Annotated in this window: 29 protein-coding genes and 1 riboswitch; of the genes, 14 read left to right on the top strand and 15 right to left on the bottom strand. The window is 72.4% G+C overall.

Annotated features, from left to right (window positions below):
* Positions 1-59: 59 nt before the first annotated feature.
* Positions 60-887: a tRNA (adenine-N1)-methyltransferase gene (locus OQ02_RS27330; protein ID WP_033441442.1), complete on the bottom strand. Its 828-nt coding sequence runs from the start codon at positions 885-887 to the stop codon at positions 60-62.
* 68 nt (positions 888-955) lie between these two features.
* Positions 956-1,519, bottom strand: a complete 564-nt coding sequence (locus tag OQ02_RS27325; RefSeq protein ID WP_081915981.1) for a hypothetical protein — start codon at positions 1,517-1,519, stop codon at positions 956-958.
* A gap of 109 nt (positions 1,520-1,628) precedes the next feature.
* Here OQ02_RS27325 and OQ02_RS27320 point away from each other — a divergent pair, with 109 nt between their 5' ends.
* Positions 1,629-2,750: a sensor histidine kinase gene (locus OQ02_RS27320; protein WP_033441441.1), complete on the top strand. Its 1,122-nt coding sequence runs from the start codon at positions 1,629-1,631 to the stop codon at positions 2,748-2,750.
* The gene (locus OQ02_RS27315; protein ID WP_033441440.1) at positions 2,747-3,397 is read left to right on the top strand and encodes a response regulator; all 651 of its coding nucleotides are present in this window, start codon (positions 2,747-2,749) and stop codon (positions 3,395-3,397) included. Before OQ02_RS27320 ends, OQ02_RS27315 begins: the two co-directional genes overlap by 4 nt.
* On the opposite strand, the gene OQ02_RS27310 is transcribed toward OQ02_RS27315, so the two are convergent.
* A complete protein-coding gene (locus OQ02_RS27310) occupies positions 3,372-4,502 on the bottom strand; it encodes a site-2 protease family protein (RefSeq protein WP_051772848.1) in 1,131 nt (376 codons plus the stop codon). The genes OQ02_RS27315 and OQ02_RS27310 overlap by 26 nt on opposite strands.
* A 26-nt stretch (positions 4,503-4,528) precedes the next feature.
* Positions 4,529-5,254, bottom strand: coding sequence for a TetR/AcrR family transcriptional regulator (locus tag OQ02_RS27305; protein WP_033441439.1), 726 nt, complete (start codon positions 5,252-5,254; stop codon positions 4,529-4,531).
* A 107-nt stretch (positions 5,255-5,361) separates the two neighbouring features.
* On the opposite strand from OQ02_RS27305, the gene OQ02_RS27300 reads away from it, so the two are divergent.
* From OQ02_RS27300 to OQ02_RS27285, 4 genes are all read left to right on the top strand, one after another.
* Positions 5,362-6,558, top strand: a complete 1,197-nt coding sequence (locus OQ02_RS27300) for an FAD-dependent monooxygenase (protein WP_033441529.1) — start codon at positions 5,362-5,364, stop codon at positions 6,556-6,558.
* 37 nt (positions 6,559-6,595) lie between these two features.
* Entirely contained in the window at positions 6,596-7,462 is an 867-nt protein-coding gene (locus tag OQ02_RS27295; RefSeq protein WP_033441438.1) for a RecB family exonuclease, read from the top strand.
* Positions 7,463-8,239 carry a thioesterase family protein gene (locus OQ02_RS27290; protein ID WP_033441437.1) on the top strand — a complete coding sequence of 259 codons (777 nt, stop codon included), beginning with the start codon at positions 7,463-7,465 and terminating at the stop codon, positions 8,237-8,239.
* Positions 8,240-8,354: 115 nt separating this feature from the next.
* Complete coding sequence (locus OQ02_RS27285) at positions 8,355-8,978, top strand: phosphoribosyltransferase (RefSeq protein ID WP_033441436.1); 624 nt, start codon at positions 8,355-8,357, stop codon at positions 8,976-8,978.
* A gap of 7 nt (positions 8,979-8,985) precedes the next feature.
* Here OQ02_RS27285 and OQ02_RS27280 read toward each other — a convergent pair whose 3' ends face one another.
* From OQ02_RS27280 to OQ02_RS27270, 3 genes are all read right to left on the bottom strand, one after another.
* Positions 8,986-9,273: an antibiotic biosynthesis monooxygenase family protein gene (locus tag OQ02_RS27280; RefSeq protein ID WP_033441435.1), complete on the bottom strand. Its 288-nt coding sequence runs from the start codon at positions 9,271-9,273 to the stop codon at positions 8,986-8,988.
* On the bottom strand, positions 9,270-9,533 hold the full coding sequence (locus OQ02_RS27275; RefSeq protein ID WP_033434999.1) for a phosphoribosyl-ATP diphosphatase: 264 nt from the start codon (positions 9,531-9,533) through the stop codon (positions 9,270-9,272). Before OQ02_RS27275 ends, OQ02_RS27280 begins: the two co-directional genes overlap by 4 nt.
* A gap of 73 nt (positions 9,534-9,606) precedes the next feature.
* Positions 9,607-10,056, bottom strand: coding sequence for a hypothetical protein (locus tag OQ02_RS27270; RefSeq protein WP_033441434.1), 450 nt, complete (start codon positions 10,054-10,056; stop codon positions 9,607-9,609).
* An 82-nt stretch (positions 10,057-10,138) separates the two neighbouring features.
* On the opposite strand from OQ02_RS27270, the gene OQ02_RS27265 reads away from it, so the two are divergent.
* Complete coding sequence (locus tag OQ02_RS27265) at positions 10,139-11,452, top strand: GNAT family N-acetyltransferase (RefSeq protein WP_081915980.1); 1,314 nt, start codon at positions 10,139-10,141, stop codon at positions 11,450-11,452.
* A gap of 73 nt (positions 11,453-11,525) precedes the next feature.
* Here OQ02_RS27265 and OQ02_RS27260 read toward each other — a convergent pair whose 3' ends face one another.
* Positions 11,526-12,434, bottom strand: coding sequence for an alpha/beta hydrolase family protein (locus OQ02_RS27260; protein ID WP_051772847.1), 909 nt, complete (start codon positions 12,432-12,434; stop codon positions 11,526-11,528).
* A gap of 190 nt (positions 12,435-12,624) precedes the next feature.
* Positions 12,625-13,272, bottom strand: a complete 648-nt coding sequence (locus OQ02_RS27255) for a LysE family translocator (RefSeq protein ID WP_033441433.1) — start codon at positions 13,270-13,272, stop codon at positions 12,625-12,627.
* Positions 13,273-13,290: 18 nt separating this feature from the next.
* On the opposite strand from OQ02_RS27255, the gene OQ02_RS27250 reads away from it, so the two are divergent.
* From OQ02_RS27250 to OQ02_RS27240, 3 genes are all read left to right on the top strand, one after another.
* The gene (locus tag OQ02_RS27250; protein WP_033441432.1) at positions 13,291-13,965 is read left to right on the top strand and encodes a (2Fe-2S)-binding protein; all 675 of its coding nucleotides are present in this window, start codon (positions 13,291-13,293) and stop codon (positions 13,963-13,965) included.
* 71 nt (positions 13,966-14,036) lie between these two features.
* Positions 14,037-14,212, top strand: a riboswitch (cobalamin riboswitch).
* Between the two features lie 31 nt (positions 14,213-14,243).
* Positions 14,244-14,447 carry a CbtB-domain containing protein gene (locus OQ02_RS27245; RefSeq protein ID WP_033441526.1) on the top strand — a complete coding sequence of 68 codons (204 nt, stop codon included), beginning with the start codon at positions 14,244-14,246 and terminating at the stop codon, positions 14,445-14,447.
* Positions 14,438-15,205, top strand: coding sequence for a CbtA family protein (locus OQ02_RS27240; protein WP_231500247.1), 768 nt, complete (start codon positions 14,438-14,440; stop codon positions 15,203-15,205). The genes OQ02_RS27245 and OQ02_RS27240 overlap by 10 nt, the downstream gene beginning before the upstream one ends.
* A gap of 101 nt (positions 15,206-15,306) precedes the next feature.
* Here the strand turns inward: OQ02_RS27240 and OQ02_RS27235 are convergent, their stop codons facing one another.
* A complete protein-coding gene (locus tag OQ02_RS27235; RefSeq protein ID WP_033441430.1) occupies positions 15,307-15,969 on the bottom strand; it encodes an HAD family hydrolase in 663 nt (220 codons plus the stop codon).
* Positions 15,970-16,204: 235 nt separating this feature from the next.
* On the opposite strand from OQ02_RS27235, the gene OQ02_RS27230 reads away from it, so the two are divergent.
* Entirely contained in the window at positions 16,205-17,101 is an 897-nt protein-coding gene (locus tag OQ02_RS27230; RefSeq protein WP_033441429.1) for a PAC2 family protein, read from the top strand.
* Positions 17,102-17,180: 79 nt separating this feature from the next.
* The gene (locus OQ02_RS27225) at positions 17,181-18,371 is read left to right on the top strand and encodes an MFS transporter (RefSeq protein WP_063747161.1); all 1,191 of its coding nucleotides are present in this window, start codon (positions 17,181-17,183) and stop codon (positions 18,369-18,371) included.
* Here OQ02_RS27225 and OQ02_RS27220 read toward each other — a convergent pair.
* The 4 genes from OQ02_RS27220 to OQ02_RS27205 form a co-directional block, all read right to left on the bottom strand.
* Positions 18,310-19,497, bottom strand: coding sequence for an MFS transporter (locus tag OQ02_RS27220; protein WP_033441428.1), 1,188 nt, complete (start codon positions 19,495-19,497; stop codon positions 18,310-18,312). The two genes, OQ02_RS27225 and OQ02_RS27220, sit on opposite strands and share 62 nt — an antisense overlap.
* A complete protein-coding gene (locus tag OQ02_RS27215; RefSeq protein ID WP_033441427.1) occupies positions 19,494-20,051 on the bottom strand; it encodes an ArsR/SmtB family transcription factor in 558 nt (185 codons plus the stop codon). The genes OQ02_RS27220 and OQ02_RS27215 overlap by 4 nt, the downstream gene beginning before the upstream one ends.
* A gap of 79 nt (positions 20,052-20,130) precedes the next feature.
* Positions 20,131-21,723 (bottom strand): ABC transporter permease, encoded by a 1,593-nt coding sequence (locus tag OQ02_RS27210; RefSeq protein ID WP_033441426.1) that lies wholly within the window; start codon positions 21,721-21,723, stop codon positions 20,131-20,133.
* Complete coding sequence (locus OQ02_RS27205) at positions 21,720-22,637, bottom strand: ABC transporter ATP-binding protein (RefSeq protein ID WP_033441425.1); 918 nt, start codon at positions 22,635-22,637, stop codon at positions 21,720-21,722. Before OQ02_RS27205 ends, OQ02_RS27210 begins: the two co-directional genes overlap by 4 nt.
* A 94-nt stretch (positions 22,638-22,731) precedes the next feature.
* Here OQ02_RS27205 and OQ02_RS27200 point away from each other — a divergent pair, with 94 nt between their 5' ends.
* A complete protein-coding gene (locus OQ02_RS27200; RefSeq protein ID WP_033441424.1) occupies positions 22,732-23,220 on the top strand; it encodes a GbsR/MarR family transcriptional regulator in 489 nt (162 codons plus the stop codon).
* A 239-nt stretch (positions 23,221-23,459) separates the two neighbouring features.
* On the top strand, positions 23,460-25,112 hold the full coding sequence (locus OQ02_RS27195; protein WP_033441423.1) for a S8 family serine peptidase: 1,653 nt from the start codon (positions 23,460-23,462) through the stop codon (positions 25,110-25,112).
* Between the two features lie 61 nt (positions 25,113-25,173).
* On the opposite strand, the gene mshC is transcribed toward OQ02_RS27195, so the two are convergent.
* The gene (gene mshC / locus OQ02_RS27190; protein WP_033441422.1) at positions 25,174-26,427 is read right to left on the bottom strand and encodes a cysteine--1-D-myo-inosityl 2-amino-2-deoxy-alpha-D-glucopyranoside ligase; all 1,254 of its coding nucleotides are present in this window, start codon (positions 26,425-26,427) and stop codon (positions 25,174-25,176) included.
* Positions 26,428-26,430 lie beyond the last annotated feature (3 nt).

Raw genomic sequence — 26,430 nt, 5'->3', positions numbered from 1 at the left:
CGCAACGGCCCGCGCACCTCACGGTGCGCGGGCCGTTTTCGCTGGTCAGCGAGCTGGGGTCAGCCCTTGGACGGTCGGCGCTGCGGCCGGGGCGGGGTGACGCCGTCGGCGAGCCTGCGGGTGGTCAGCAGGAACGCCGTGTGCCCGATCATCCGGTGCTCGGGCCGCACCGCCAGGCCCACCACGTGCCACGGCCGGACGAGGGTCTCCCACGCGTGCGGCTCGGTCCAGTGCTGCTGCTCCCGGATCGCCTCGGTGACCTTCGACAGCTGGGTCGTGGTGGCCACGTACACCACCAGCACGCCGCCGGGGATGAGGCTGCGGGACACGGCGGGCAGCACGTCCCACGGCGCGAGCATGTCGAGGACGACCCGGTCGACCTCGCCCTCGTGCTCGTTCACGTCGGCGACGGTCAGCGACCAGTTGCCCGGCCGCTCGCCGAAGAACTGCTCGACGTTGCGGATCGCGTGGTCGGCGTGGTCCTGGCGGACCTCGTACGACGTCACGCTGCCCTTCTCGCCGACCGCGCGCAGCAAAGAGCAGGTCAGCGCACCCGAACCGGCGCCGGCCTCCAGCACCCGCGCGCCCGGGAACACGTCCCCGTACATCACGATCTGGGCGGCGTCCTTGGGGTAGATCACCTGCGCGCCGCGCGGCATGGACAGCACGTAGTCGGGCAGCAGGGGCCGCAGCGCGAGGAACGACGTGCCACCGACCGACACCACCACGGACCCTTCGGGCAGCCCGATCAGCTTGTCGTGCGACAACGCGCCGCGGTGGGTGTGGTACTCCTTGCCCGGTTCGAGCACGATCGTGTAGTGCCGTCCCTTCGGGTCGGTCAACTGCACCCGGTCACCCGGTTGGAACGGACCACTGGCGGTGCTCACCGCGGCAAACCTCCTGCATGAACGCTCGTGTCAACAGCGCACGATGGTCCCACGGTGCCCGCGCGGCCCTACTGGCGGGACTTCTGCCCGCCGTTGACCACTTCCGCTACCGAGTGGTAGACGGGCCACCCGAGCAGCCAGACCACGCCGATGCCCGTGATGCCCGACATCTGCCCCCACAGCGCCTGGGTGCGCTCCGGCGTGCCGACGACGAACATCAGCAGCAGCATCACCCCGCACGCGATCGCCCACGCCACGGCGAACTTGCCGAACTCGCGCCACTCGTGCCGGACCTTCGCCGGTCCGCTCTTCGGCGGCTTGGTCGGCGGCGGCCCGCCGGCGAACCGGTGGGCGACCCGCTGGTCGGCCCACCGAAGCATGCTGTGCCCGAACGCCACGCTGAACCCCAGGTAGATCGCGGCCAGGCCGTGCACGGACGTCGCCTCGCCGCCCGACCGCAGGTCGAAGACGGTGGCGACGAGCAGCACGACATCGACGACGGGGGTGCAGACGAGCAGGGCCGCGCCGAGCCTGCGCATCCTCAGCGCGTAGCGGGCCAGCAGCCCCGCGCCCAGCACGACCCAGAATCCGATCTCGCACGCCACGATGAGGACGACCAGCGGTTCAACCACGGCCCAAGCGTGCGGGCCGGGCGTCCGCCCGCGCGTCGTCGGGCCGACCGACCGCGGGTCATCACTTAGTAGGACGCCGGCACGTCGGGGCCTGTGCTGTGATGACGTCGTGGAGCTCCGTCGTGCACACCGGGACGTGCTGGTCACGGCGGTGTTCTTCACCGTGGGGGCGGTGGTCTACGGGCTCGACATGGACCTGGTGGTGGGCGGCCGGGGCGACCACACGCCGTTGGCCACGCGGCTGCTCATCCTCGTGGTGGCGTGCGTCGGCCAGCTGTTCCGGCGGTCCGCGCCCGTGGCGGCGCTGCTCGTCGTCACCGTCGCCACCTCTGGCGACCTGTACTTCGGGCTGAGCATGCCGGTGGTGATGGTCGCCATCGACGTGCTGTTCTCGGCGGCCCTGCACGGTCCGCGCCGGCTGCACGCGGTGCTCGTCGGTGCGGTGGCCGTGGCCACGGTCGGCGTGGCGGCGGCGGTCGCGGTGGTGGGCGACTGGCGGCTGTCGTTCTACGCCGGGTTGCAGGTGTTCTCGCTGCTCGTGGTCCCGGTGTGGTGGGCGACGAACGTGCGGCAGCACCGGGAGAGCGCCGAGCAGATCGCGCTGATCTCGGAGCTGGACCGGCGTGCGTCGGTGAACGCCGAGCGCAACCGGATGGCCCGCGACCTGCACGACGTGGTGGCCGGCCACCTGTCGGCGATCGCGATCCAGTCCGAGGCGGTGCTCGCGATGCGCGAAGGCGACCCGGAGACGGTGCGCACGGTGCTGAAGTCGGTGCGCGAGAACAGCGTGCGGTCGCTCGAGGAGATGCGGATGATGATCGACGTGCTGCGGGCCGACGACCCGGTGGACGAGCCGGTTGCGGTGCGGCTGGCGGACGTCGGCAGGCTGGTCGAGTCGGCCGCCGCGGGCGGGCTGGACGTCGAGCTGCGCGGCGCGAACGTGGCCGAGCTGCCGGTGGCGGTGGACGTCGCCGCGTACCGGATCGTCCAGGAGGCGTTGACGAACGCGTTGAAGCACGCACCCGGCTCGCGCACGTCGGTGACGGTGGAACGGCAGGTCAGGCGGTTGGTGGTGGTCGTGCGCAACACCGTGGGGCGGGCTGCGGGCGGGTCGGAGGGTTCGGGGACGGGACTGGTGAGCATGGCGGAACGCGCACGCGTGGTCGGCGGCACGTTCGCCGCCGGACGCGACGGTGACGGCTGGGTCGTGCGGGCGGAGCTGCCGCTGTGATCCGGGTGCTGGTGGCCGACGACCACGCGGCGATCAGGGCGGGCCTGGTGATGATCCTCGGCGGCGCGGACGGCATCGAGGTGGTCGGCGAGGCCGGTGACGGCGCGGAGGCGGTGCGGGTGGCGACGCGGCTGGAGCCGGACGTCGTGCTGATGGACATCCGGATGCCCGGTGTGGACGGCATCGAGGCGACGAGGCAGCTCAGCGGGGTGTGCGAGGTGCTGGTGCTGACCACGTTCGACCTGGACGAGTACGTGCACGGCGCGCTGCGGGCCGGTGCGGCCGGGTTCCTGCTGAAGTCGGTGGAGGCGCCCGCGCTGGTGGACGCGGTGCGACAGGTCGCGGCCGGTGACGGCGTGCTCGCGCCGAGCGTGACGCGGCGGGTGATGCGGGAGTTCGCCTCGGCCGCGCCCCGGTCGCGCCCGGCCGGCTTGGACTCGTTGACCGACCGCGAGGTCGACGTGCTGCGCTGCCTCGGCGAAGGGCTGTCGAATCACCAGATCGGGCGAAGGCTGCACATAGGCGAGACGACGGTGAAGACGCACGTGTCGCGGGTGCTGACGAAGCTGGACCTGCGGTCGCGGGTGCAGGCGGCGATCGTGGCGCAGGAGGCCGGCCTGTTCAGCGGCGGTTCAGCGCGGCCTTGAGGTCCTCGCGGCGCAGCACGCCCGCCGGTCGTCCTTCGAGGTCGACGACCAGGTACTCCCAGGCGGCGGTGCCGCGCACGCGCTCCACCACTTCGGCGCCGCTCTCGTTCGCCAGCAGCACGGTTTCAGGCCGGATCGGCACGGCCGCCTGCTCGGCGGGCGCGTGCGGCGAGGTGTCGGCCAGCCTGCGGGCCAGCTCGCGGTCGAGGAGGCCGGCCGCGACACCGTCCGCGCGGACCAGGACCACGCCCCGGCCGGCGGACGCGGTGAGCGCACCGGACACCGGGCTCTCGGCGGGCAGCTGGAGGACGGGGCGGACGAGTTCGCCCAGCGTCAGGCCGTCCGGCCAGGTGCTGCGGCGCTCGGCGGTGAACTCGCCGCGCGCGCCGGCCAGCACGAACCACGCGGTCAGCAGGCACACGCCGAAGCGGAGCCAGCGGTCCTCGGCGCCTTCCATGACGCCCCAGATCGCCCACACGACGAGCAGCGCGGCCACCACGCCGCCACCGATGACGGCGGCTTTCGTGCCCGTCGCACGGCGGCCCGTGAGCGCCCACACGCCCGCGCGCAGGATTCGGCCGCCGTCCAGCGGCAGGCCGGGCAGCAGGTTGAACACGGCGACGGCGGCGTTGGCGAAGGCGGTCTGGGCGATCAGCAGCCAGACCGCTTCGGGGTACGGGATGGCGGCGGCGACCAGCGCGAACACCCCGGCGAGCGCGATGGAGACGATCGGGCCCGCGGCGGCGATCGCGCCTTCGTGGGCCGGTCGGGTCGGGGTGCGCATCACCTCGGACACGCCGCCGAGCAGGAACAGGCGCAGCCGGCGCACCGGGAGGCCCAGGCGCAGCGCGACCAGGCTGTGGCCGAGTTCGTGCGCCAGCACGGAGAGCCCGAGGAAGATCGCGAAGGTGGCGGCGAGGAGCACGCCGGTGAGGCCGCCGGTGCCGGGCGCGATGCGGCCGACGAGCGGCGCGTAGAGGACCACGATGGCCGCCGAGCCGAGCCACCAGGAGGGCGCGAGCAGCACCGGGATCCCGGCCGCGCGGAACAGCGGCAGCCCGCCGTCCCTGCCGACCTGCCGCCGCCAACTGCCCGTCGTCGCCACGGACCGAGCCTAGGGGCAGGCGTGTATCAGCGGCGTGTTGAATCGCCGCTGCTCCGCGCGCGTTCCACCCTGGCCCGGAGGCCGTCGACGATGAGGTCGAGGCCGAAGTCGAGGGCCTTGTCCTGATCTCCCCCGGCTATCGACTCCGCCAACACCGCCCTGGTGTGGGGGTAGCGGTCCCCGCGCTGGAACACCACCTCCGCCAGGACGGCGCCGAATTGGGCGCCAGTGTCGCCGCCCGGTGTCTTCGCGACCTGTTGGGCCAGGCTGCGGACGTGCCCGGCGAGCACGGCCAGCACGTCCATCCGTTCGACGCCCGGCAGGCCCGTGCCGTCCAGGACGGCGAGGGCGGCTTCCATCCAGGCCAGCTCGTTGGGCCCGACGACGTGCGGACCCGTGGTGACCTCCAAGACCCACGGGTGGCTCAAGAAGCCCGGTAGGAGCGCCAGCGCCCACGTTCGGAGCCGGTCGCACCAGTCGCCGTCGTGGAGGTCTTCGGGTGGCGTGCCCATCGCGAGGTCGGCCATGAGCGCGACCAGCTCGGCCTTCCCGGGCACGTAGCGGTAGAGGGACATCTTCGTGAAGCCGAGTTCGGCGGCGACGCGCTGCATCGAGACGGCGGCGAGCCCGTCGGCGTCCGCGATCCCGATGCCGGTCCTGGCGATGAGCTCGTGGCTGAGCGCGGGCTTGGGGCCGCGGCGAGGGCCAGGGGGGTCACCCCACAGCAGCTCGAAGGTGCCCGCCGTGTCCATCGTGACCTCCGGTGTTGCCCAAGCCCAAGAACTGTGTCTAAGGTACACAGAAATAATTGCTTCCGCCGGACACAGTTCGAGCGGACCCAGTCCAGGGGTGGGTGGCGATGGCGAACAAGCGGGTTCTCGTCTCGGGTGCGAGCGTCGCGGGACCGGCCGTGGCCTACTGGTTGGCGCGCCACGGCTTCGAGCCGACCGTCGTGGAGATCGCTCCCGCGCTGCGCCGGGGTGGCGCGGCGGTGGACTTCCGCGGTGCGGCGCACATGACGGTGCTGGAACGCATGGGCGTCCTCGACCGGCTGCGCGCGATCCAGACCGGTGGCAGCCCGATGACGTTCGTCGACGAGCGGGGGCGCACGGTGCTCCACCTGCCGGCGGACTTCGCGGGCGGCGAGTTGGAAGTGCTGCGTTCCGACCTCTCGCGGGTGCTCTACGAGCACGGCAGGGATGCGGCGGAGTACGTGTTCGGCGACTCCGTCGTCGGGTTGACCGAGACGGCCGGCGGGGTCGACGTGACGTTCGCTTCCGGCGTCGAGCGGACGTTCGACCTGGTCATCGGCGCGGACGGCATCCACTCGGGCGTGCGGGGCCTCGTCTTCGGGCCGGAAGAGCGGTTCGTCAGCCACCTCGGGTACTACGTCGCCGGCTGGGACCTGCCCGACGGCTTCGGCGTCCCGTCCGGGTCGCTGAACCACAACGTGCCGGGACGGCTCGTCTCCACCAGCGGGACCGGCGACCGGGCGAGCGCGTTCGTGGCGTTCCGGTCGCCTCGCCTGGAGTACGACCGGCGTGACCAGGGGCAGCAGCGCAGGTTGATCACCGAGGCGTTCGGCGGGCTGGGCTGGGAGACGCCCCGGCTGCTGGCGTCGTTGGCGCGCACGACGGAGATGTACTTCGACTCGATCAGCCGGGCGGACGTCCCGACGTGGTCGCGCGGGCGCGTCGCGCTGGTCGGCGACGCGGCTTGCGGCGCCACCATCGGCGGTATGGGAACGGGCACGGCGATCGTCGGCGCGTACGTGCTCGCGGGCGAGCTGGCCGCTTCGAACGGCGACCACACGGCCGCGTTCCGGCGGTACGAGCACGTCATGCGCGGCTACGCGCAACGGTGCCAGAAGGGTGGCGACCGGGCGGGGAAGTTCCTCGCGCCGCCGAGCCGGTTCGCCCTGCGGATGCGCAACACGCTCCTGGGCAACCGGTTCCTGCTCGACCTGATGCTCAAGGCGGGCAAGGACATCAGCGACGACGTCGAGCTCCGGGACTACGCGCGTGCTGCCGCGCAGGCCGGTCCGCACCGCGATTAGACGATCTTGTCGGGGTGGTGGCCTATGGTCTTGGGCCATGGCAGTGCCGACGATCACCGAGCGCCCTGTTCGCAGGCCAGCGCTGTCGCCCTCCCGCGCGGGCGACTTCAAGCAGTGCCCGCTGCTCTACCGCTTCCGCGCCGTCGACCGGCTGCCCGAGAAGCCGACCAGGGCGCAGGTGCGCGGCACGGTGGTGCACGCGGTCCTGGAGGACTTGTTCGGACTGCCCGCCGCCGAACGGCTGCCGGAGACGGCGCGGGCGCTGGTCGGTCCAGCCTGGGAACGGGTGCGGGCCGAGCGGCCGGAGTTCGCGGAGCTGTTCACCGAGGGTGATCCGGAGCAGGACGAGTGGCTGGCGTCGGCGGAAGGCCTGCTGGACGGCTACTTCGGCCTGGAGGACCCGCGCCGGTTCGACGCGGACGCCCGTGAGCTGCTGGTGGAGTGGGAGCTGCCGTCGGGGGTGCTGCTGCGCGGGTACGTCGACCGGGTGGACGTGGCGCCGACCGGCGAGATCCGGGTGGTCGACTACAAGACGGGCGCCGCGCCGCGCGAGGTCGGCGAGGCCAAGGCGTTGTTCCAGATGAAGTTCTACGCGCTGGTGCTGTGGCGGCTGCGCGGCGTGGTGCCGCGCCAGCTGCGGCTGATGTACCTGGCCGACCGGCAGGCGTTGGCCTACCAGCCGGACGAGGCCGAGCTGACCCGGTTCGAGCGCACGCTGGAGGCGATCTGGGACGCCATCCTGCGCGCGGCGAAGTCCGGTGACTTCCGGCCGAACCCGAGCCGGCTGTGCGACTACTGCGACCACAAGGCGCTGTGCCCGGCGTTCGACGGCACGCCGCCGCCGTACCCGGGCTGGCCCGAGCCGGACGCGGGTGTGGAGACCGCGTTGGACCGGGCGGACTAGGTGGACGCCTTCTACGAGCGGCTGGACGACGACAGGTTCGCCTCGACCGGGCACACCTCCGGGCCGTGGAGCGTCGAGAGCCAGCACCTCGGGCCGCCGTCGGCGCTGCTGGTGCGGGCGTTGGAGCGGTGCGCGCCGCGTCCGGAGGCGATGCTCTCGCGGGTGACGTTCGAGGTGCTGGGGCCGGTGCCGGTGGCGGAGCTGACCGTGACGGCGTCGGTCGACCGGCCGGGGCGTTCGGTGGAGCTGCTGGCGGCGGAGTTGGCTCACGAGGGCCGGCCGGTGCTGCGGGCGAGGGCGTGGCGGATCGTCACCGGTGACACGGCGGAGCTGGCGTCCGGGCCGGGTGAGCCGTTGGCGTCTCCGCTCGGGTGCGCGCGGATGGCCATCCCTGAGGCGTGGCGGGGCGGCGGGTACCTGGCCGCGATGGAGTGGCGGGCGGTGAGCGGCGGGATTTTCACGTCCGGTGACGCGGTGGTGTGGGCGAGGCCGGTCGTGCGCGTGGTGGCGGGTGAGGAGCCGAGCGCGGCGCAGCGCCTGTTCACCGTGGCGGATTCGGCGAGCGGCGTGTCCAGCCGGGTGGACATCCGCGAGTGGTACGCGATCAACACCGACCTGACCGTCCACCTGCACCGGGAACCGGTCGGCGAGTGGTACGCGCTGGACGCGCGGACCGTGATCGGGCCGTCCGGGATCGGCGTGGCGACGAGCGTCCTGCACGACGAGCGCGGACCGGTGGGGCGGACGGCGCAGTCGCTCTTCGTGCGGAAGCGCTAGGAGGCGCCCTGGTGGTCACTTACCGGGCCTCCTGGTTGCCTTGGTCCTGCTGGTCGCTCTGGTTGCGCTCGTCGCCGTGGTCGCAGCCGGCGGCAGGCACGCGCACCATGGAGGCATGAGGTTCACAGACCGCTCCGACGCCGGCCGGGTGCTCGCCCGGACGCTGGTCGGCGAGTCCTGGACCGATCCGCTGGTGCTCGGCCTCGCGCGCGGCGGGGTGCCGGTGGCCGCCGAGGTCGCCTCGGCGCTGGGCGGTGAGCTGGGCGTGGCCGTGGCGCGCAAGATCGGGGCGCCCGGTCAGCCGGAGTTCGGCATCGGCGCGGTCACCGCCGGCGGCGATCCGATCTTCAACGAGGAGGCCATGACCGCCCTCGGCCTCACCCCCGACGACATGGCCGACACGTGCGAAGCGGAACGGCGTGAGGCCCGGCGGCGGCTGGAGCTGTACCGGGACGGCCCGGTGCGGCTCGAAGGACGTGACGTGCTGGTCGTGGACGACGGCCTGGCCACGGGTGTCACCGCCCGTGCCGCGCTGCGCGAAGCACGGGACCAGAACCCCCGTCGCCTGGTGCTGGCGGTGCCGGTGGGTGCGGCGGAGTCGGTGCGGGCGTTGAACGCCGACGCCGACCTGGTGGTGTGCCCGTACCCCCGCACCGACTTCCGCGCGGTCGGCCGGTTCTACCGGCACTTCGACCAGACCACCGACGACCAGGTCATCGAGCTGCTGCGGCGGGGCTGACGGCCGTTCAGAGAGCGCGGTAGTGCTCCACGACGGGGAACGGGTCGTAGAAGTGGTGCAGCAGCGCCTTCCAGCGCGGGTACAGCGGCCCTTGGCGGAAGCCGACCGTGTGGTCCTCCAGCCGCTCCCACTCCACCAGCAGCAGGTAGCGGGACGGCTGTTCGACCGAACGCCGCAGGTCGAGCGAGGCGAACCCCGGCGACTGCGCGATGAGCCCGCGCGCCTCCGCGAACGCTTGCTCGAAGTCCGCCTCCAGGCCGGGGCGGACGTCGAGCGCGGCGACTTCCAGGATCACAGGTGCTTGTACACGTCTTCGAGGGTCAGCCCGCGACCGAGCATGAGCACCTGCACGCGGTACAGGAGCTGGGAGACCTCTTCGGCCAGGCGCTCGTCGGACTCGTGCTCGGCGGCGATCCAGACCTCGCCGGCCTCCTCCAGCACCTTCTTGCCCTGCGCATGCACCCCGGCCTCCAGAGCCGCGGCGGTGGCGGAGCCCTCAGGGCGGGTGCGTGCGCGTTCGCTCAGCTCGGCGAACAGCTCGTCGAAGGTCTTCACGGGGTCTGATCCTCGCATCCCCCGAACGGCCGCAGGCAGGCAGACCCCCGGTTCGGTCGCGTGGGCCGCTCCGTCACTGCGGGCCCTCGATCCCGTAGCGCGGGCTCGTGAAGGGCCACACCTCGGCGATCCACTTCGGCACGAACGCGTCCAGCGCGCGCTCCAGGTCCGTGCCCGCGTGCTCGTCCACGACCCACCACGAGATCAGCGCGTCGTCGGCGGGGTCGATGTAGACGCACCCCAGCAGCTCGGTCTCGTCCGCGTTGAACAGGGCGTAGTTGAACGACTCGTGCGCCTCCTGCTCGCGTTCGTGCCGGGCGAGGTCGACGCGGTCCTGCTCGTGGGTCATGGTGGCCGGCGGCCAGCCCCAGTGCTCGCCGTACAGCGACCACAGCCGCTCGCGCGAGCCCATCACGGCCGGGTAGTCGATGTCCACATCGGACTCGCGGATGGGCCGCAGGTGGTGTTCGGCGTCGAGCGGGACGCGGGTCGGGTGGGCGAAGTCAGCGGGGAGCCACGGCATGCGCGGATTGTGCGGTGGCGTGGGCCGGAACGCCACCGAAAATCCGATGGCGTCGCGCGCGGCACGCCGAGACACTGCCCGGATGACCGATGGCGGGCTGAACGACGGCGGGCTGTCAGGTGGCTGGCTGAGCCACGGCGGGCTGAACGGTGCCGAGCTGAACAACGGCGGGCTGAGCGACGGCGGGCCGTCAAGTGGCGGCGGGCTGACCGGGAGCGGGCTGTCAGGTGGGCTGGTGCTGCGGACCGCGCGCCCGGAAGACCTGGACGGGATCGCCGCCCTGCTGACCGACCGGGGTGAACCGGCGGACGCGATCGACCACCGCCTGGTGATCGAGGACCCGGACGCGGGCTGGGAGGCGTGCGCGGTCGTCGTGGACGGCGACAAGGTCGTGTCCACCGCGACCCTGCTGGACGAGACGCTGGTGCTGAACGGGCTGGAGATCCCGGCGGGCCAGGTGGAACTGGTCGCCACCGACCGCGCGTACGAGGGCCGTGGGCTGGTGCGGGCGTTGATGGCGTGGGCGCACGAGCGGTCGGCCGCGCGCGGTCAGCTGGTAAACGTCATGCTCGGCATTCCGTACTTCTACCGCCTGTTCGGCTACACCTACGCAATCCCCATCTCGGCCACCCGGCCGGTGACGAGCCGACCGGACGGCTCCGGCCACGTCCTGCGTGAGGCGACGGCCGCCGACATCCCGACGATGAAACGCCTCCAGGACGCCGAGCAGGCACGGGCGGACCTGCGGATGCCGCACTCCCCCGGCCTGTGGCGGTGGCTGGTGGCGCGGGACGGCAGCGCGCAGTGGCTGGTCGAGCGGGACGGCGTGCCGGTGGCGACCGGGCGCACCACCCCGCCGGACGAGGGCGTCCGGCTGTGCGAGGTGGCGGCCGTGGACGAGGCCGCCGCGCACGCGCTGCTCGCGTTGACCGGGGCCACCGAGGTGAACGAGCGACCGGGCACGGTCGCGGGTGCGGCGCTGGAGCCGTTCCTGGGGCCGGCGCCGGAGGACGCGAGTTCCTACTACGTGCGGATCGGCGACCCGATCGCGTTGGTGGAGCACCTGCGGCCGGCGTTCGGGCGGCGGTTGGCGGACGGCGGTTTCGGCGAGCAGGAGGGCGAGGCGGTGGTCTCCTTCTACCGCTCGCACGTGCGGCTGCCGTTCAAGGCGGGCGAGGTCGGACGGGTCGTGCCGGGCGGCACCATGCAGGCACCGGGCGCGGCGGGCGGTGCGGGGGTGGCGCCGGACCTCCTGGCATCGCTGCTGTTCGGCCCGCACGGCCTCAAAGGCCTGACCGCGCGGGAACCGGACGTCTACCCCGGCCCGAACGCCGAGCTGTTGCACACCTTGTTCCCGCCGGTGCGCGGCGACCTGATGACGTTCTACATCCCCTGAGGGTGCTTGCCCGACCGTGAGCAGACTGAAGCAGTTACCAAAGCGGCCTCGCGCCGGTTGCACACGAACGGGTTCAGGCGCTCCGGCCGATGATCCATCGGGTCAGGGCGTCGGGATAGCCGGGTGCCAGGCGGGTGCCGCCGTCGATCCGGACGCGGTGGTCGGCGCCCAGGAACACCTCGACGGTCAGCGTCGCCCGGTTGTCGCGGTCGGGGTGGCGGGCGGCGGCGGTGAACACCCGGACGCTGTCGGCGACCGGGACCACGGCGTCGTCGGCACCGAAGATCGCCAGGTGCGGGCAGCGCAGGCGCAGCGCGTCCGGGAACGGGTCGTGGTCCTGCCCGCGCTTGAGGAACCCCCAGAACCGCTCGTCCACCTGGGCCGCGCGCTCGCTGAACGCGGTGGGCGGCGTGTGGGCGAGTCGGGCGGCCTCGGCGAAGTCGGCGTCGCGTCGACCGGCCTCGATAACGCGGTCGTAGGCGGCCAGCGCGGCCCCGATCCCGTCGTCGGTGACGCCGTCGCGCCCCAGGGAGACTGCCAGCTCGTGGCGGCCCTGCGCGGCAGGTGTCGTGCCGGGGCCGCCGTTCGTGACGACCCACGGAACGTCGTCCCTCAACGTGGCGGCGCGCAGGACGACCCAGCCGCCCTCGCTGTGCCCGAACAGCCCGACAGCCCCGCTCCGCACCTCCGGCCGCGCACGGAGGAAATCCAGCGCCGCGCCCGCGTCGGACGCCAGGTCGTCGAACGTCGCGTCGACCCAGTCCCCGGACGACCCGCCGACACCGCGCTTGTCGTAGGACAGCACGGCGATCCCGGCGTCCACCAGGTGCCGCCGGATCGCCGGGAAGTACGTGTCGTTGTCCCGATCCGACGGCCCCGCCCCACCGACCATCACCACACCCGGCACCGGCGCACCCCGGTCGGGCAAGGTCAACGAACCGGCCAACACCACCTCGGCGTTGGTGAAGGTGACGTCTTCCACCAGGGTTCCTCCGAGTCGACGGTGATCACCGGCGTGGCGCCGGCGGCTCCGGTTCGGGATGCGGATCGCCCCGACCCTTTCGCACGAGGCTTAGTGTCCAGCGCCGGTCAATCAAGTTTCGCGGCGAGCGTTGGAGAACGTCGTCCTTGGTGAACCCGGCGAGCAGACCGAACCGACGTGGGAGCACTGGTCAGTCCGTGCGCAGGTGGCCCGCGAACTCGACGCCCATCGTGATGCCGACGAGGACGAGCAGTACCCCGGCACAGGTCAGCGCACGTCGGTAACCGTTGTGGCGCAGCCGACTGCGCCCGCGGGCGACGAGCAGGGCGATCACGATCTTGCCGCCGACCAGGGTCGCGTAGAACCCGATCAGCAGCGCCGCACCCGCGCCGGCCGACTCGCGCCAGGTGGTGACGATCAGCGGCCCCAACGCGGTCGCCCACGCGATCCACGGGTGCGGGCTGAGCAGGTTGACCACCACCGCCCGCTTCAGGGCACCGGTTTCGGTGGTGGTTTCGGTGGTGGTTTCGAGGGTTGGGTGCGTGGCATCGGTGGGCAGGGCGGCTGACCGTGCCTCCCGGACCGTCTGCGCGCCGCTCCACACCACGAACACCGCGCCCACCACCCCGAGCACGCCCAGCGCCCGTCCGGGCAACCGGTCCAGCAGGAGCAGCGTCACCGCGACCACGACGGCGTCCGACAACAACGGCGCGCAGGCGGTCAACACGCCGGCCCTCCGGCCTGAGCGCAACGCCGACGTCACCACCAGCACCAACAGCGGGCCAGGGCTGATGCCGGCGGCCAAGCCGAGGGTCAGTCCCAACCCCAGTGCGTCCACGGCGGCAGACTAGGACACGTGTCCGAGTTCGCCCGAGTCCTCACCACCCTGCGGCAGATCCGCGGCCTGAGCCCGTTCTTCGTCCTGGACGTCGGTCGGCCCACCGACGGCGTCCGGCCCGACGACGGCTGGCACGACGGCGAAGACCTGCTGCACGGCCCGGCCCTGCCCGACGCGCTCGACCGGATCGCCACCCGGTACCGCACGGCCGAGAGGCGGGTCGCCGCGTCGCTGTTCTTCCTCAGCTACACGGCGCGGCTGCTCAGTCCGGTGGTGGCGGCCCGCGCGGTCGACGGAGTGGCGCCGGACGTCCGGCCCGCCAACCTGTGGTGGCGGTACCGGCCGGACGGCCTGCAAGTCCGCCTCAAGGACCCCGTCGCGGGCGTCGGCATCGCCGAGTCGATGGAGCCGGTGGTCGAAGCGGTGCACGGGATCACGTCGGTGGCGCGCGGCCTGCTGTGGGGCAACGCGGCGTCCTCCATGGCGGGCGCGCTGCGCACGATCAGCCGCAGCGGCATCGCGGCGGACTGCGTCGAGCTCGGCGAGGAGTTGTTCGCCGAGCCGCCCTTGAAGGGCACGGGCGAGTTCATCCCGTTCCCCGGCGAGGTCGTGTTCCGCCGGCGCAGCTGCTGCCTCTACTACCGGCTCGACGGCGGCGGGACGTGCGGCGACTGCCCGCTGCCGCCCCGCTGACCCGCGCTGACCCGCACGCGTGAGGAGTACGACAACTCGTCTGGCCGGTTGTGCCCGGCCACGATCCACATCTACGGTTCGGGCGCCGCAGTGGACGGGAAGCCGGTGTGAATCCGGCGCGGTCCTCGCCACTGTGACCGGGGAACCAACCCGCCGAGAACGTCACTGGTCGCGTGGAGCGGCTGGGAAGACGCGGGGACGGTGTCGATCCGGGAGTCAGGAGACCGGCTGCGGCGCGAAGTGTTGTTGACCTTCCACGAGGTATGGAGGAGGCCGTCATGACGAGCCCCGCGCAGGTTCCCGCAGTTTCCGACGATCAAGCCAGTCCGATCCCCAAATGGGCCTATGCCATCGCTCTGGTCGCGTTGACCATGACGTGGCTGGTCCTCCAGGAGAACGGCGTCGCGCTCGGCCACGCCGCCGAGACCGTGCACGAGTTCTTCCACGACGGGCGCCACGCACTCGGCGTCCCGTGCCACTAGGGCTCGCCGACATGCGGGCGAACGTGCCCACCTACAAGGGTCTGCTGCTCCGCGGTGTCGGCGCGGGCGCGGTGTCCGGGCTGCTCGCGGGCCTGGTCGGCGTGCTGGTGGTCGGACCGCCGATCCGGGCGGCGCTGGCCGTCGAGCAGGCACGGCCGGTGGAGCCGGGTGGTCACGGGCACGGCGAGCTGTTCAGCCGTGGCACGCAGGTGGTCGGCGGTGTGCTCGCCGCAGTTTTGGTGGGTGTCGCCGTCGGCGCGTTGTTCGCCACCGCGTACGCGGGGTCGCGGCGCTGGTTCGCGTCCCAGGCGCCGTTCGTGCGGGCGGTGACGTTGTCGGCGGCGGTGTTCGGCGCGGCGGCGTTGCTGCCCGCGGTGAAGTACCCGGCGAACCCGCCGGCGGTGGGCGACCCGAACACGGTGGAGTACCGGACGGTGCTCTACCTGGGGTTGATCGCGGCCGGGCTGCTGGTCGCGTTCGGTGCGAGCTACCTGGCGTCCCGGCTCGGTCACCTGAACCGGCCCGTCCGGGGCACCGCCGTGGCGTTGGCCGTGGTGGTGGCGGTGGTCGTGCTGCTGGTGGCGTTCCCGGCCACCCCGGACGCCGTTCCGGCGGACGTGCCGGGCGAGGTGCTGTGGGACTTCCGGTTGGCCTCGCTGGCCGAGACCGCCACGCTGTGGCTCGGTCTCGGCGTGGTGTTCGGCCTGCTGGTGGACCCGGCCGCGCGCCGCGCCCGGGCGGTGTCACCCGCCGCCTGACCGCGATTCGTCCACCCCGGACACCCGGAACTCCACGTTCGTGGACGCCTCGCCGGACGCGAGCGCGGAGTTCGGGGTACCGGAGTGGGCGACTCGCGCGGTCAGCGGGCCAGGAGCGCGGCGAGGGTCCGGTGGTCCACGCCCACCAGCGAGTCGCGGAAGACGCGGCGTTCGCCTTCGGGGACCGGGAGGTCGCAGGGGACGACCAGGACCGTGCAGCCCGCGGCGACGGCGGCGGTGGTGCCGGTCGGCGAGTCCTCGACCGCCACGCAGCGGGTCGGGTCGACGCCGAGCAGGCGGGCCGCCTTCAGGTACGGCTCGGGCAGCGGCTTGTTCAGGCCGTCGACCTCGTCACCGCACACCGTGACGTCGAACAGGTCTCGCCCGATCGTGTCCAGCGCGACCTCGGTCAACTGCCGTTCGGTCGACGTCACCAGCGCCATCGGCACCCCGGCGTCCCGCACCGCTCGCAACGCCTCGCGCGCGCCCGGCCGCCACGGCAGTCCGGCGCGGAACACCTCTTCGGTGCGCCGCTGGATCCACGCCGCGCCGTCCTCGATGTCGCCGTCACCCGGAGTGATGCCGACCTCGGTGAACAGCAACGCCATGGTCGTGGCCACGTTCGACCCGACCATCGCGTGCCGCGTCTCCAGCGACAGCGTGCCGCCCAGTTTCTCGGCGAACTCGTAGAGCGGGATGTCCCACAGCTTCTCCGAGTCCAGCAGCGTGCCGTCCATGTCCCACAGCACGGCGTCGACCGTCATGCGCACCTTCCCCCAGTGATCACGCGTTGAACGATTGGGCGGATCGGCCCCGAACGTGGTGATCTCCACGGCGTGCGCGCCGACTGCCGGCGATCGTGCGGTGCACGTGGGGCACGACATCGGGCCTGGTCACGTCGAGGGTCGGCCGGCGCGCCCGGAAAAGGGGGCGTGACACGATCCGACATGCGCCAAGCCTACGGCGTCGGGTCTGCGGCAGTGGTCGTAGTCTGACGCCGTGACCGATCCGGACGAGGCCGCCCAGACCCCCTTCGACCCCAGCGAACCGCTCACCAATCCGATCATGGTGGCGGCGTTCGAGGGGTGGAACGATGCTGGCGACGCCGCCAGCACGGCGATCGAGCACCTGCAACTCACGTGGGACGCGACGCCCCTGGCGGAGATCGATCCGGACGACTACTACGACTTCCAGGTGACTCGTCCCACAGTTCGACTGGTGGACGGCATCACCCGACGGGTTGAATTCCCGACCACCAGGCTGTCGGTGTGCCGCCCGCCCGGGTCGTCCACCGACGTGGTGCTGGTGCACGGGATCGAGCCGAACATGCGGTGGCGGAAGTTCGCCGCCGAGCTGCTGGGCCACATCGAGGACCTGGGCGTGACCACGGTGGTCACGCTGGGTGCGCTGCTGATGGACACCCCCCACACCAGGCCGGTGCCGGTGACGGGGACGGCGTACGACGCGGCGGCGGCGGCGAAGTTCGGGCTGGAGCGGTCCCGGTACGAGGGGCCCACCGGGATCGTGGGTGTCTTCCAGGACCTGTGCGTGCAGGCGGGGGTGCCCGCGATCTCGTTCTGGGCCGCCGTGCCGCACTACGTGTCCCAGCCCCCGTCGCCGAAGGCGACGCTGGCGCTGCTGCACCGGGTGGAAGAGGTGCTGGACGTCGAGGTGCCGCTGGGTGCGCTGCCGGAGCAGGCGGAGGAGTGGGAGCGCACGGTCAGCGAGATGGCCGACGAGGACGAGGACGTGCGGAACTACGTGCGGGCGCTGGAGGAGCGCGGGGACGCGGAGATCCAGATCACCGAGGCCAGTGGTGACGCCATCGCGGCCGAGTTCGAGCGGTACCTGCGGCGGCGCGGGCGCGGACCGGGGCGCGGGCCGACCGGCATGTGACCAGGCCCGACCGGCCGGCACGTCGTCCCCGGCAGGGCCCCTGCTTCAACCCTGCCGGAAGGGGCCGACAATTCCGGTGGTGAAAGCGGCTCCTGTGGACACGTCCCGCTCCCGGGTCCGACTCGCGGCGCTCTACGCGGGTGGGTTCCTGGGGCCGTTCGGCGGCGCGATGACGTCGTCGGTGCTGCCCGAGGTGGGTGCCGGCTTCGGCATCTCCGCCGGCTCGGCCGCCGCCACGTTGACCGGGTACATGGTGCCGTTCGCCCTGCTCATGCTGGTGTCCGGCACGCTCGGCGAACGGTGGGGCGCGCGGCGGACCATTCGGATCGCCTACGCCGTCTACGTGGTCGCCTCGGTGTTGTGCGCGGTCGCTTGGTCGTTTCCCGTCCTGATGGGCGGGCGGGCTCTGCAGGGTGCGGCGAACGCGTTCACCACTCCCCTGCTGCTGGCGGCGATCGCCGCGGTGACGCCGCAGGCCCGGTTGGGGCGGGCGCTGGGCGTGTTCGCGTCCATGCAGGCCGCCGGGCAGACGTCGGCGCCGCTGCTGAGCGGGTTGGCGGCGGAGGCGTCGTGGCGGTGGGCGTTCGTCGGCGCGGCGGTGGTGGCCGGTGCGCTGGCGTTGGCCGGGTTGCCCGCCGACCCGCCGCGCGGCGGTGAACGGCCACGGTTGCGCAGCGCCTGGCAGCTCCGGACGCTGCGGGTCGCCGTAGTCGGATTCGTGGGCTGGGGGTGCCTGGGCGGTGTGTCGTTCCTCGTGGCGCTCCGGCTGGGTGACTCGTTCGGGTTGGGCGCCGGGCAGCGCGGGCTGGTGCTGACCGGGTTCGGCCTGGTCGGGATCTTCTGCGCGCGGTTGACGGGGTGGTCGATCGACCGGTTCGGCGCGCGGCGCTGGGCGTTGTTCGGTGCGGCGGGCGGCGCGGTGCTGTTGGCGGGTGTCGGGGTGTTGCCGTCGGTGGTGGCGGTCGGTGCGCTGTGGGCGGTGGCGGGCGCGTTCAGCCAGGCGGTGATCGTGAGCCTGAACGCGCTGGTGCTGTCCGACGGCGGCGAGAACCGGAGCGGGGCGGTGTCGGTGGTACAGTCGCTGCGGTTCCTCGGCGGCGCGGCGTCGCCGATCGCGTTCGTGCCGCTCTACCACCTGGACCCGATGAGCGCGTTCCTCGTGCCCGCGGGCCTGGTGCTGGCCGTGCCGCCCGCGCTGCTGCTCGGGTTCAAGCCGCGACGCGCGGACGCCGGGCGCCAAGACGGGCCAGCGCCAGCGCCCCGGCCATGACGTAGAGACCGGCCTGCACGTTGAGCAGCGCGGACAGCCCGAGCATGGGCGTCAGCACACCGGCCAGCACCATGCCGAGCGCCTGGCCGCCGTCGTAGAGGCTGCCGAACGTGGCCAGCACCCGACCGCGCACCTCGTCGACCGTGTGCAGTTGGAGCGCCGACATCATCCCCGCGCCCGCGAGCACCCCCGGCACGCCGACCACCGCGAAAACTGCCAGGTAGAAGGCCGGCGCCGTGGTCAGGTGCGGGGCGTTCCAGCCGACCGCCGCGACCACACCGAAGCCGAGCAGCGCCACCCCCAGGAGCCTGCCGGGCGGCAGTCTTCGGGCCACCACGCCCACCAGCAGACCGCCGAGCAGCCCTCCCACCGCCTGGACGCCGCGCAGCAACCCGACCTCGGCCGCGCCGCCGCCGAGCCGTGAGGTCACGAACACCACGAACAGCACGACGAACAGCCCTTGGCTCACCGCCATCAGCCCGACCACGGCGACCATCGGCCGCAACGGTCCCCGGATCTCGCGCAGCCCGTCCAGCCACGCCCGCCACGCGGGTTTCCCGGCCTCACGAGCGGGGTCCGCCGTCCCCGATGCCAACAGCAGTGCCGCGAGCAGGAACGACACCACGTCGGCCAGCACCACGCCGGGCAGCCCGGTGTACCCGAGGACCAGACCGCCCAGCGACGCGCCGACCAGCCGGGCCAGGTTGCTGTTCAACGCCACCAGCCCGTTCGCCGCGGGCACCTGTTCACGCGGCACGAGCGTCGGCAGCAGCGCGTTCTTCGCGGGTTCGAACAGCGCGGCCAGCCCGGCCTGCACCGCCGTCACCACGTTGACCAGCACCAGGTCGCCGGTGAGCAGCGGCAGCAGGGTGACGGCTTGGGCGAGGCTGACCAGCAGCATCAGCTTCCGCCGGTCCCACCGGTCGGCCAGCACCCCGGCCAGCGGCGACAGGACCAGGCTCGGCAGCAACGCCACCACGAACGTCGTCGCGGTCGCCGCCGTCGAGCCCGTGAGCTGGTACACGTACACCGGCAACGCGACCAAAAGCACCCAGTCGCCGATCTCGGAGACGAACCCGGCGATCCACAACCGGCGGAACGCGGGCACCCCCAACGGCCCCTTCACCGCGGGAAGGCCCTGATGCCGACGTGCGCGGGCCGAGCGCCCTCCGGCACGTCCTCGCGAACCGGCACCAGGTACGGGCGCAGGATGTCGTCGATCAGGCCGACCAGGCCGACCAGCTCCTCCGGCGTCACGTTGACCGCGTATCCGTGCATCGCGGAGGCTTCCAGCCACTCGCGCGGCAGCTCGTGCTGCCGGTCCAGGAACCGCTGCACCAGCCGGTTCTCGTCGTTCAGCCCCAACGCGAGCAGCGCGTCCTGCTGCGTGCGGACCTCCGGGTCCTCGTCGAACCCGCCGACGTCGTAGCCCACCGACGTGGCCCGCCACGGCCGTTCCCGCCCGTCACCGGCCTCGACGCGTTCCACGAACCCGTTCTTCGCCAGCTGCCGGAGGTGCCAGCTGCAGTTCGACGCGGTCGACCCGACGGCCTCCGCGCAGGAGCTCGCGGTGCGCGGCCCGACCGCGAGCAGGTGGTTCAACAGCGACACGCGCAGCGGGTGGGCCAGCGCCCGCAGCGCGTCGACATCGGTGACCCGTCGGGGCTGTGGCAGATCCATGGCCCCGACGGTAGACCTGAAAGAGATGTTTCGAAAGACTCCTTTCACAAACTCTTCCCGGAAGGCCTCTTCCCCGACCTCAGCCGACGTCCCGCCGCCGGAACGCCGCGAACCCGACCGCCACCAGCCCCAGCGCGACCACCGTCAGCCACAGCAGCGGCCCAGCGGTCACGTCCGCGCCCGGAACCTTCGGGATGTGCGTGAACGGCGACAAGTCCATCGCCCACTGGTCGAGCTGGAGCAGCGGCCCGAGCTGGCCGAGCACCAGGAACACCACGATCACCGCCCAGCCCGCCGAGGCCAGCTTCGGCACCACCGCGAACAGCGCCAGCGCGATCCCCGCGACCACCCACACCGCCGGGACGTGCGTCAACGCCGCGCCCACCAGCCGGACGACCTGCCCGCCGACATCGCCGACGCGCGCCCCGTGCACCAGACCCGCGCCCGCACCCGCGGCGGCCAGCACCACGGCCGTGCCGGCGGTGGCGAACACCAGGTGGCTGCCGACCCACGCGTACCGGCTGACCGGCGTGGCCAGCACCGCCTCGGCGCGGAACTCGGTCTCCTCGCCGCGCAGCCGCAACGTCGCCTGCACCACGTAGATCGCGCTGAACAGGGCGATGATGCCGATGATCGACGCCAGGTAGACGTCGACGATCGCGCCCGCGCCGCCCATCTGCGACAGGATCTTCTCCAGCGCCGGGTTGGCCTCCAACATCTGCTCGACCCCCCGCGCGATCGACCCGTAGACCGCGCCGAGCCCGAACAGGCTCACCGTCCAGCCGATCAGCATGCCCCGCTGCAACCGCCAGGCCAGGCCGAACGCGCTGCCCAGCGAGGCGGGCGCGCGGGCCGGGCCGAGCCGGGTCGGCAGCAGGCCACCGCCGATGTCGCGCTTCGCCACCAGCGCCGATGCGGCGACCAGCAGCACCGCGAACAGGGCCAACGGCAGCAGCAGCACCCAGTACCGGTCGCCGGCGAACGCCCTGGTCTGCTCCAGCCACCCCAACGGCGACAGCCACGTCAGCCACGTCGGGCCCTGGTCGCCCGCCCCGTCACCGACGGCGCGCAACAGGTAGGCGGCGCCGAGCACGCCACCGGAGATCGAGTTGGCCGTGCGGGCGCTCTCCGACAGCTGCGCGCTCACCGCGCCGACACCGGTGAACACCCAGCCGACCGACGCGAAGGCCAGGCCGAACGCGAACGACCCGGCCGCCGACTGACCCACGCCGAGCAGGCCGAACGCGATCAGCAGGCCGATCGCCGTGCTCGCCAGCAGCGCCACGACCACCGCGGCGGCCAGCGGCGCGTGCCGGGAGACGACGGCCGAGCCGATCAGCTCCAGCCGGCCGGTCTCCTCCTCGGCCCTGGTGTGCCTGGTGACCAGGAACATGCTCATCAGGCCGATGAGCAGCGAGCCGAACACGCCCCACCGCCAGGCCAGCACGCCGCCGACGGTCGACGCGTCGTGCAGCGGGCCGAGCATGGCCAGGAACGCCGGGTTGCTCCCCGCCGTCGCGGCCAACTGCTGCCGCGAGTCGACCGAGCCGTACAGCTCTTCCAGGGTCGACGCGGTGGACAGGGTGATGCCGACCAGGCCGATGATCCACGCGGCGAGCAGCAGCCGGTCGCGGCGCAGGGCGAGGCGGACCAGCGAGCCGAGCCCGGTCACGACGACACCGCCTCTTCCACTCCTCCGGCCGGCGCCTCGTCCTCGTAGTGGCGCAGGAACAGCTCTTCCAGCGTGGGCGGCTGGCTGGTCAGCGTGCGGACGCCGCTGCCGACCAACGCGCGCAGCGCCGTGTCGAGGTGGTCGGTGTCCACCTCGAACTTCACCCGCGTCCCGTCCACCTCGAGGTCGTGCACGCCGGACAGCCCGGCCAGCCCGTTCGGGGCGCCGACGAGCTCGGCGGACACGCTGGTGCGAGTGAGGTGGCGCAGGTCTGCCAGCGTGCCGGTCTCCACCGTGCGGCCGTTGCGGATGATGCTGACCCGGTCGCACAGCGCCTCGACCTCGGCCAGGATGTGGCTGGACAGCAGCACCGTCCGCCGGCCGCGCAGCTCGTTGACGGCCTCCTGGAACACGGCCTCCATCAGCGGGTCCAGCCCGGAGGTCGGCTCGTCCAGGATCAGCAGCTCCACGTCCGAGGCGAGCGCGGCGACCAGTGCCACCTTCTGCCGGTTGCCCTTGGAGTAGGTGCGGCCCTTCTTGCGCGGGTCCAGCTCGAAGCGTTCCAGCAGGTCGGCCCGGCGCTTCTCGTTCAGGCCCCCGCGCAGCCTGCTTAGCAGGTCGATCACCTCGCCGCCGGTCAGGTTCGGCCACAGGCTCACGTCGCCCGGCACGTAGGCGAGGCGGCGGTGCAGTTCGGCGGTGTCGCGCCAAGGATCGCCGCCCAGCAGCGACGCGGAGCCCGCGTCGGCGCGCAGCAGACCCAGCAGGACCCGGATGGTGGTCGACTTGCCCGAACCGTTGGGGCCGAGGAAGCCGTGCACCTCCCCCTCGTGGACGGTGAGGTCCAAGCCGTCCAGTGCACGCGTCGGCCCGAACGTCTTGACCAGGGCCGACACGGATATCGCAGCAGTCATGAGCAGAAAGCTACAGTCGATTCACAAAGTCGTGAAGTTAAGGAAGCGTATAAACTGCCACCCGTTCGAAGAGCCACGAGGGGATGATCCGGCGGTGACACAGGTGGACGAGCGGGACGATCAGGCCGTGCTGCGCTTCATCGAGCGCTTCTCCTCGGTGTTCACCGAGTCCGGCATGCCGAGGATGCCCGCGCGGGTGTTCGTGGCCCTGCTCGCCACCGACTCCGGCGAGATGACCGCCGCCGAACTGGCCGACGTGCTGCGCGTGTCCCCTGCCGCGATCTCCGGCGCGGTCCGGTACCTGACCCAGATCGGCCTGGTGAGCCGGGAACGGGAGACGGGCACCCGCCGCGACCTCTACCGGGTGCTCGACGACCTCTGGTACGAGGCGCTGTTCCGCCGGGACGAGATGCTGCGCCGGATGACCGGACCGCTCAAGGAAGGCGTCAGCGCGCTCGGCGTCGAGACGCCCGCGGGCAAGCGCATCGCCGAGACCCTGATGTTCTTCGAGTTCTTCCACGCCGAGCTGCCGAAGATGCTCAAGCGGTGGCGGGAGTACCGGGACGAGCGACTGGCCCCCTGACCGGGTCGGCATTCGGCCCTGTCCGACGCTGATCGGACGCGTTCGGCCGTAGTGATCGGTTTAGATCGCGCCGAGTACCGACGATCGGCGCTATCGGGGCCCGGTGTCGTCACGGAGCATTCACGTGACCAGGTCGCTACACCCAGTTCGCGCGAACGTCCCCACCCTGCACGCACGGCCGCCCGGCGCACCCGCCCGGCACGGCCGCGCCGCCCTGCCCAAAAAGGGAGAACCCTGCCATGGGAGACGCCCGCACCACCAGAAAGCTGGCCGTGCTCGGCCTGGCCGCCGTGTCGGCCGCCGCGCTGGCCTTCGCGAACACCGGAGTGGCGGCAGCCGAGGGCACCGTGCTCGGCGCCGAGCGCGCCGACGCCGTCCCCGGCTCCTACATCGTGGCCCTGAACGACGCCTCGTCACCGCGATCGGAGTCCGCGTCGACCGCGTCCTCGCTGGTCGGCAAGTACGGCGGCCAGGTCCGCGTGGCGTGGCAGCACGCCCTCAACGGCTTCCACGCCTCGCTGTCCGCCGGGCAGGCCAGGCGCCTCGCCGCCGACCCGCGGGTCGCGTTCGTGCACATCCGGACCACGCACAGCGACTTCGGCGGCCGTGCCACCTGGGGCACCAACACCGTCGACACCAACAACACCGACTGCAACGGCCACGGCACGCACGTTGCCGGCACCGTCGGCGGCACCGCGCACGGCGTCGCCAAGGGCGTGCAGCTGATCGCCGTCAAGGTGCTCAACTGCCAGGGCTCGGGCACCACGGCGGGCGTGGTGAACGGCGTCAACTGGGTCACCCAGAACGCCGTCAAGCCGGCCGTCGCGAACATGTCGCTGGGCGGCGGCGTTGACTCCGCGCTGGACACCGCGGTGCGCAACTCCATCGCGGCCGGCATCACGTACGCGGTGGCGTCGGGCAACTCGAACGCGAACGCGTGCAACTACTCGCCGGCCCGGGTCGCCGAGGCGCTGAGCGTGAACGCGTCGACCAACACCGACGCGCGTGCCTCGTTCTCGAACTTCGGCACCTGCACCGACCTGTTCGCGCCCGGCCAGAACATCACGTCGGCGTGGATGACCAACGACACCTCCACCAACACCATCAGCGGCACGTCGATGGCGTCCCCGCACGTCGCGGGCGCGGCGGCGCTGTACCTGGCGGACAACCCCACGGCCACCCCGCCGACGGTGAACTCGGCGGTCATCGCCGCCGCCACCTCGGACAAGATCACCAGCCCGGGCACCGGCTCGCCGAACAAGCTGATGTACACCGGCTCGGCGACCCCCGGCGGCCCGGCGGTCACCAACCCGGGCAACCAGTCGACGCTCGTCGGCGGTTCGGTCAGCGTCCAGCTGTCCGCCACCGGCGGCACCGCGCCGTACACATTCTCGGCCACCGGCCTCCCCGCCGGCCTGTCGATCAGCTCGTCCGGCCTGATCTCCGGCACGGCGACGACCGCGGGCAACTACTCGGTGACGGCGACCGTGCGCGACTCGGCGTCGCGGACCGCGAGCACCACGTTCTCGTGGGCCGTCACGACGACCAGCGGCTGCGCCGCGGCCACCAACGGCACCGACGTGACCATCGGCGACAACTCCGACGTGAACAGCACGATCACGCTGAACTGCGCCGGCAACGCCTCGTCCAGCACCACCGTGCAGGTGGACATCCGGCACACCTACATCGGTGACCTGATCGTCGACCTGGTCGCGCCGGACGGCTCGGTCTACAACCTGCACAACCGCACCGGCAGCAGCACCGACAACATCAGCCGCAGCTACACCGTGAACGCCTCGTCCGAGGCCGCCGCGGGCACCTGGAAGCTGCGCGTCCGCGACCAGGCCTCCCTGGACACGGGCTACATCAACAGCTGGACGCTCGACGCCTGAGCTGTCGCGTGACCGGCGGGGCCGTCCCTTCGAGGGGCGGCCCCGCTCTCGTCCGCGCTGGTCACAGCTCCGCTGAAGACAGCTCCACGCCCAGCAGCGAGTCGACGGCCGTGCGGAACAGGGCGGGCCCGGTGGCGTCCGAGCCGCCCGTCGACAGCGCCTCGGCGGCCCAGCCGTCCAAGGCCGCCAGCGCGCGGGGCGTGTCGAGGTCGTCGCCCAGGTGGTCGCGCAGCCGGGCAACCGCGTCCACCGCGCTCGGACCCGACGCGAGGGCCGCCGCCGCACGCCACTTCGCCAGCCGCGCCTCGGCCTCCGCCAGCAGCGCGTCGCTCCACGGCCGGTCGGTGCGGTAGTGGCCCGACAGCAACGCCAGCCGGATCGCGTTCGGGTCGACCTTCTCGGCCCGCAACTTGGACACGAACACCAGGTTGCCGCGGGACTTGGACATCTTCTCGCCGTCCAGGCCGATCATGCCCGCGTGCACGTAGTGCCGCGCGAACGGGTGCTCACCGGTCAACGACTCGGCGTGCGCGGCGGAGAACTCGTGGTGCGGGAAGATCAGGTCGGAGCCGCCGCCCTGCACGTCGAACGCGGTGCCGAGCCGGTTCAACGCGATCGCGCTGCACTCGATGTGCCACCCCGGCCGGCCGGCGCCGAGCTCGGACGGCCACGACGGCTCACCGGGCCGCGCGGTCCGCCACACCAGGGCGTCCAACGGGTGCCGCTTGCCCGGCCGGTCCGGGTCGCCGCCGCGCTCGCCGAAGAACCGGGTCATCGTCTCCAGGTCGTAGTTCGACTCGTAGCCGAACCGGCCGGTCGCCGACTGGTCGAAGTACACGTCGGGGTACTCGGCGTCGTCCACCCGGTACGCGGCCCCGCTCGCCATCAGCTTGGCGATGGCCTCGACGACCTCCGGGATCGCCTCCACCGCGCCGACGTACTCGCGCGGCGGCAGCACCCTCAACGCCACCATGTCCTCGCGGAACAGTGCGGTCTCCCGCATGCCGAGGACCACCCAGTCGTCCTGGTCCCGCTCGGCGCGCTCCAGCAGCGGGTCGTCGATGTCCGTGACGTTCTGCACGTAGTGCACGTCGTGGCCGTTGTCCAGCCACACCCGGTGCACCAGGTCGAACGCCAGGTAGGTGGCTGCGTGCCCCAGGTGCGTGGCGTCGTACGGGGTGATGCCGCAGACGTACAACCTGGCGGTGGCACCGGGAGCGGTCGGGCGCACCTCGCCGGTGGCGGTGTCGAACAGCCGCAGCGGGCGCGGCTCGCCCGCTACCCGCGGGACTGGAGTAGATGACCAGGTCTGCATGTG

This window comes from Saccharothrix sp. NRRL B-16314 (assembly GCF_000716595.1).
Classification (GTDB): domain Bacteria; phylum Actinomycetota; class Actinomycetes; order Mycobacteriales; family Pseudonocardiaceae; genus Actinosynnema.
The sequence above is the reverse complement of the archived record's forward strand: the minus strand, read 5'-3'. Positions and strand labels throughout refer to the sequence as shown.

What these genes read in the sequence shown, in the direction of transcription:
- OQ02_RS27305 (WP_033441439.1), bottom strand. Translation starts at nt 5,254, where the DNA reads ATGGACACGGCGGGCACCTTCGAGCTGCTGTGGGGTGACCCCCCTGGC.
- OQ02_RS27300 (WP_033441529.1), top strand. Translation starts at nt 5,362, where the DNA reads ATGGCGAACAAGCGGGTTCTCGTCTCGGGTGCGAGCGTCGCGGGACCG.
- OQ02_RS27295 (WP_033441438.1), top strand. Translation starts at nt 6,596, where the DNA reads ATGGCAGTGCCGACGATCACCGAGCGCCCTGTTCGCAGGCCAGCGCTG.
- OQ02_RS27285 (WP_033441436.1), top strand. Translation starts at nt 8,355, where the DNA reads ATGAGGTTCACAGACCGCTCCGACGCCGGCCGGGTGCTCGCCCGGACG.
- OQ02_RS27270 (WP_033441434.1), bottom strand. Translation starts at nt 10,056, where the DNA reads ATGCCGTGGCTCCCCGCTGACTTCGCCCACCCGACCCGCGTCCCGCTC.
- OQ02_RS27265 (WP_081915980.1), top strand. Translation starts at nt 10,139, where the DNA reads ATGACCGATGGCGGGCTGAACGACGGCGGGCTGTCAGGTGGCTGGCTG.
- OQ02_RS27245 (WP_033441526.1), top strand. Translation starts at nt 14,244, where the DNA reads ATGACGAGCCCCGCGCAGGTTCCCGCAGTTTCCGACGATCAAGCCAGT.
- OQ02_RS27235 (WP_033441430.1), bottom strand. Translation starts at nt 15,969, where the DNA reads ATGACGGTCGACGCCGTGCTGTGGGACATGGACGGCACGCTGCTGGAC.
- OQ02_RS27215 (WP_033441427.1), bottom strand. Translation starts at nt 20,051, where the DNA reads ATGGATCTGCCACAGCCCCGACGGGTCACCGATGTCGACGCGCTGCGG.
- OQ02_RS27205 (WP_033441425.1), bottom strand. Translation starts at nt 22,637, where the DNA reads ATGACTGCTGCGATATCCGTGTCGGCCCTGGTCAAGACGTTCGGGCCG.
- OQ02_RS27195 (WP_033441423.1), top strand. Translation starts at nt 23,460, where the DNA reads ATGGGAGACGCCCGCACCACCAGAAAGCTGGCCGTGCTCGGCCTGGCC.
- mshC (WP_033441422.1), bottom strand. Translation starts at nt 26,427, where the DNA reads ATGCAGACCTGGTCATCTACTCCAGTCCCGCGGGTAGCGGGCGAGCCG.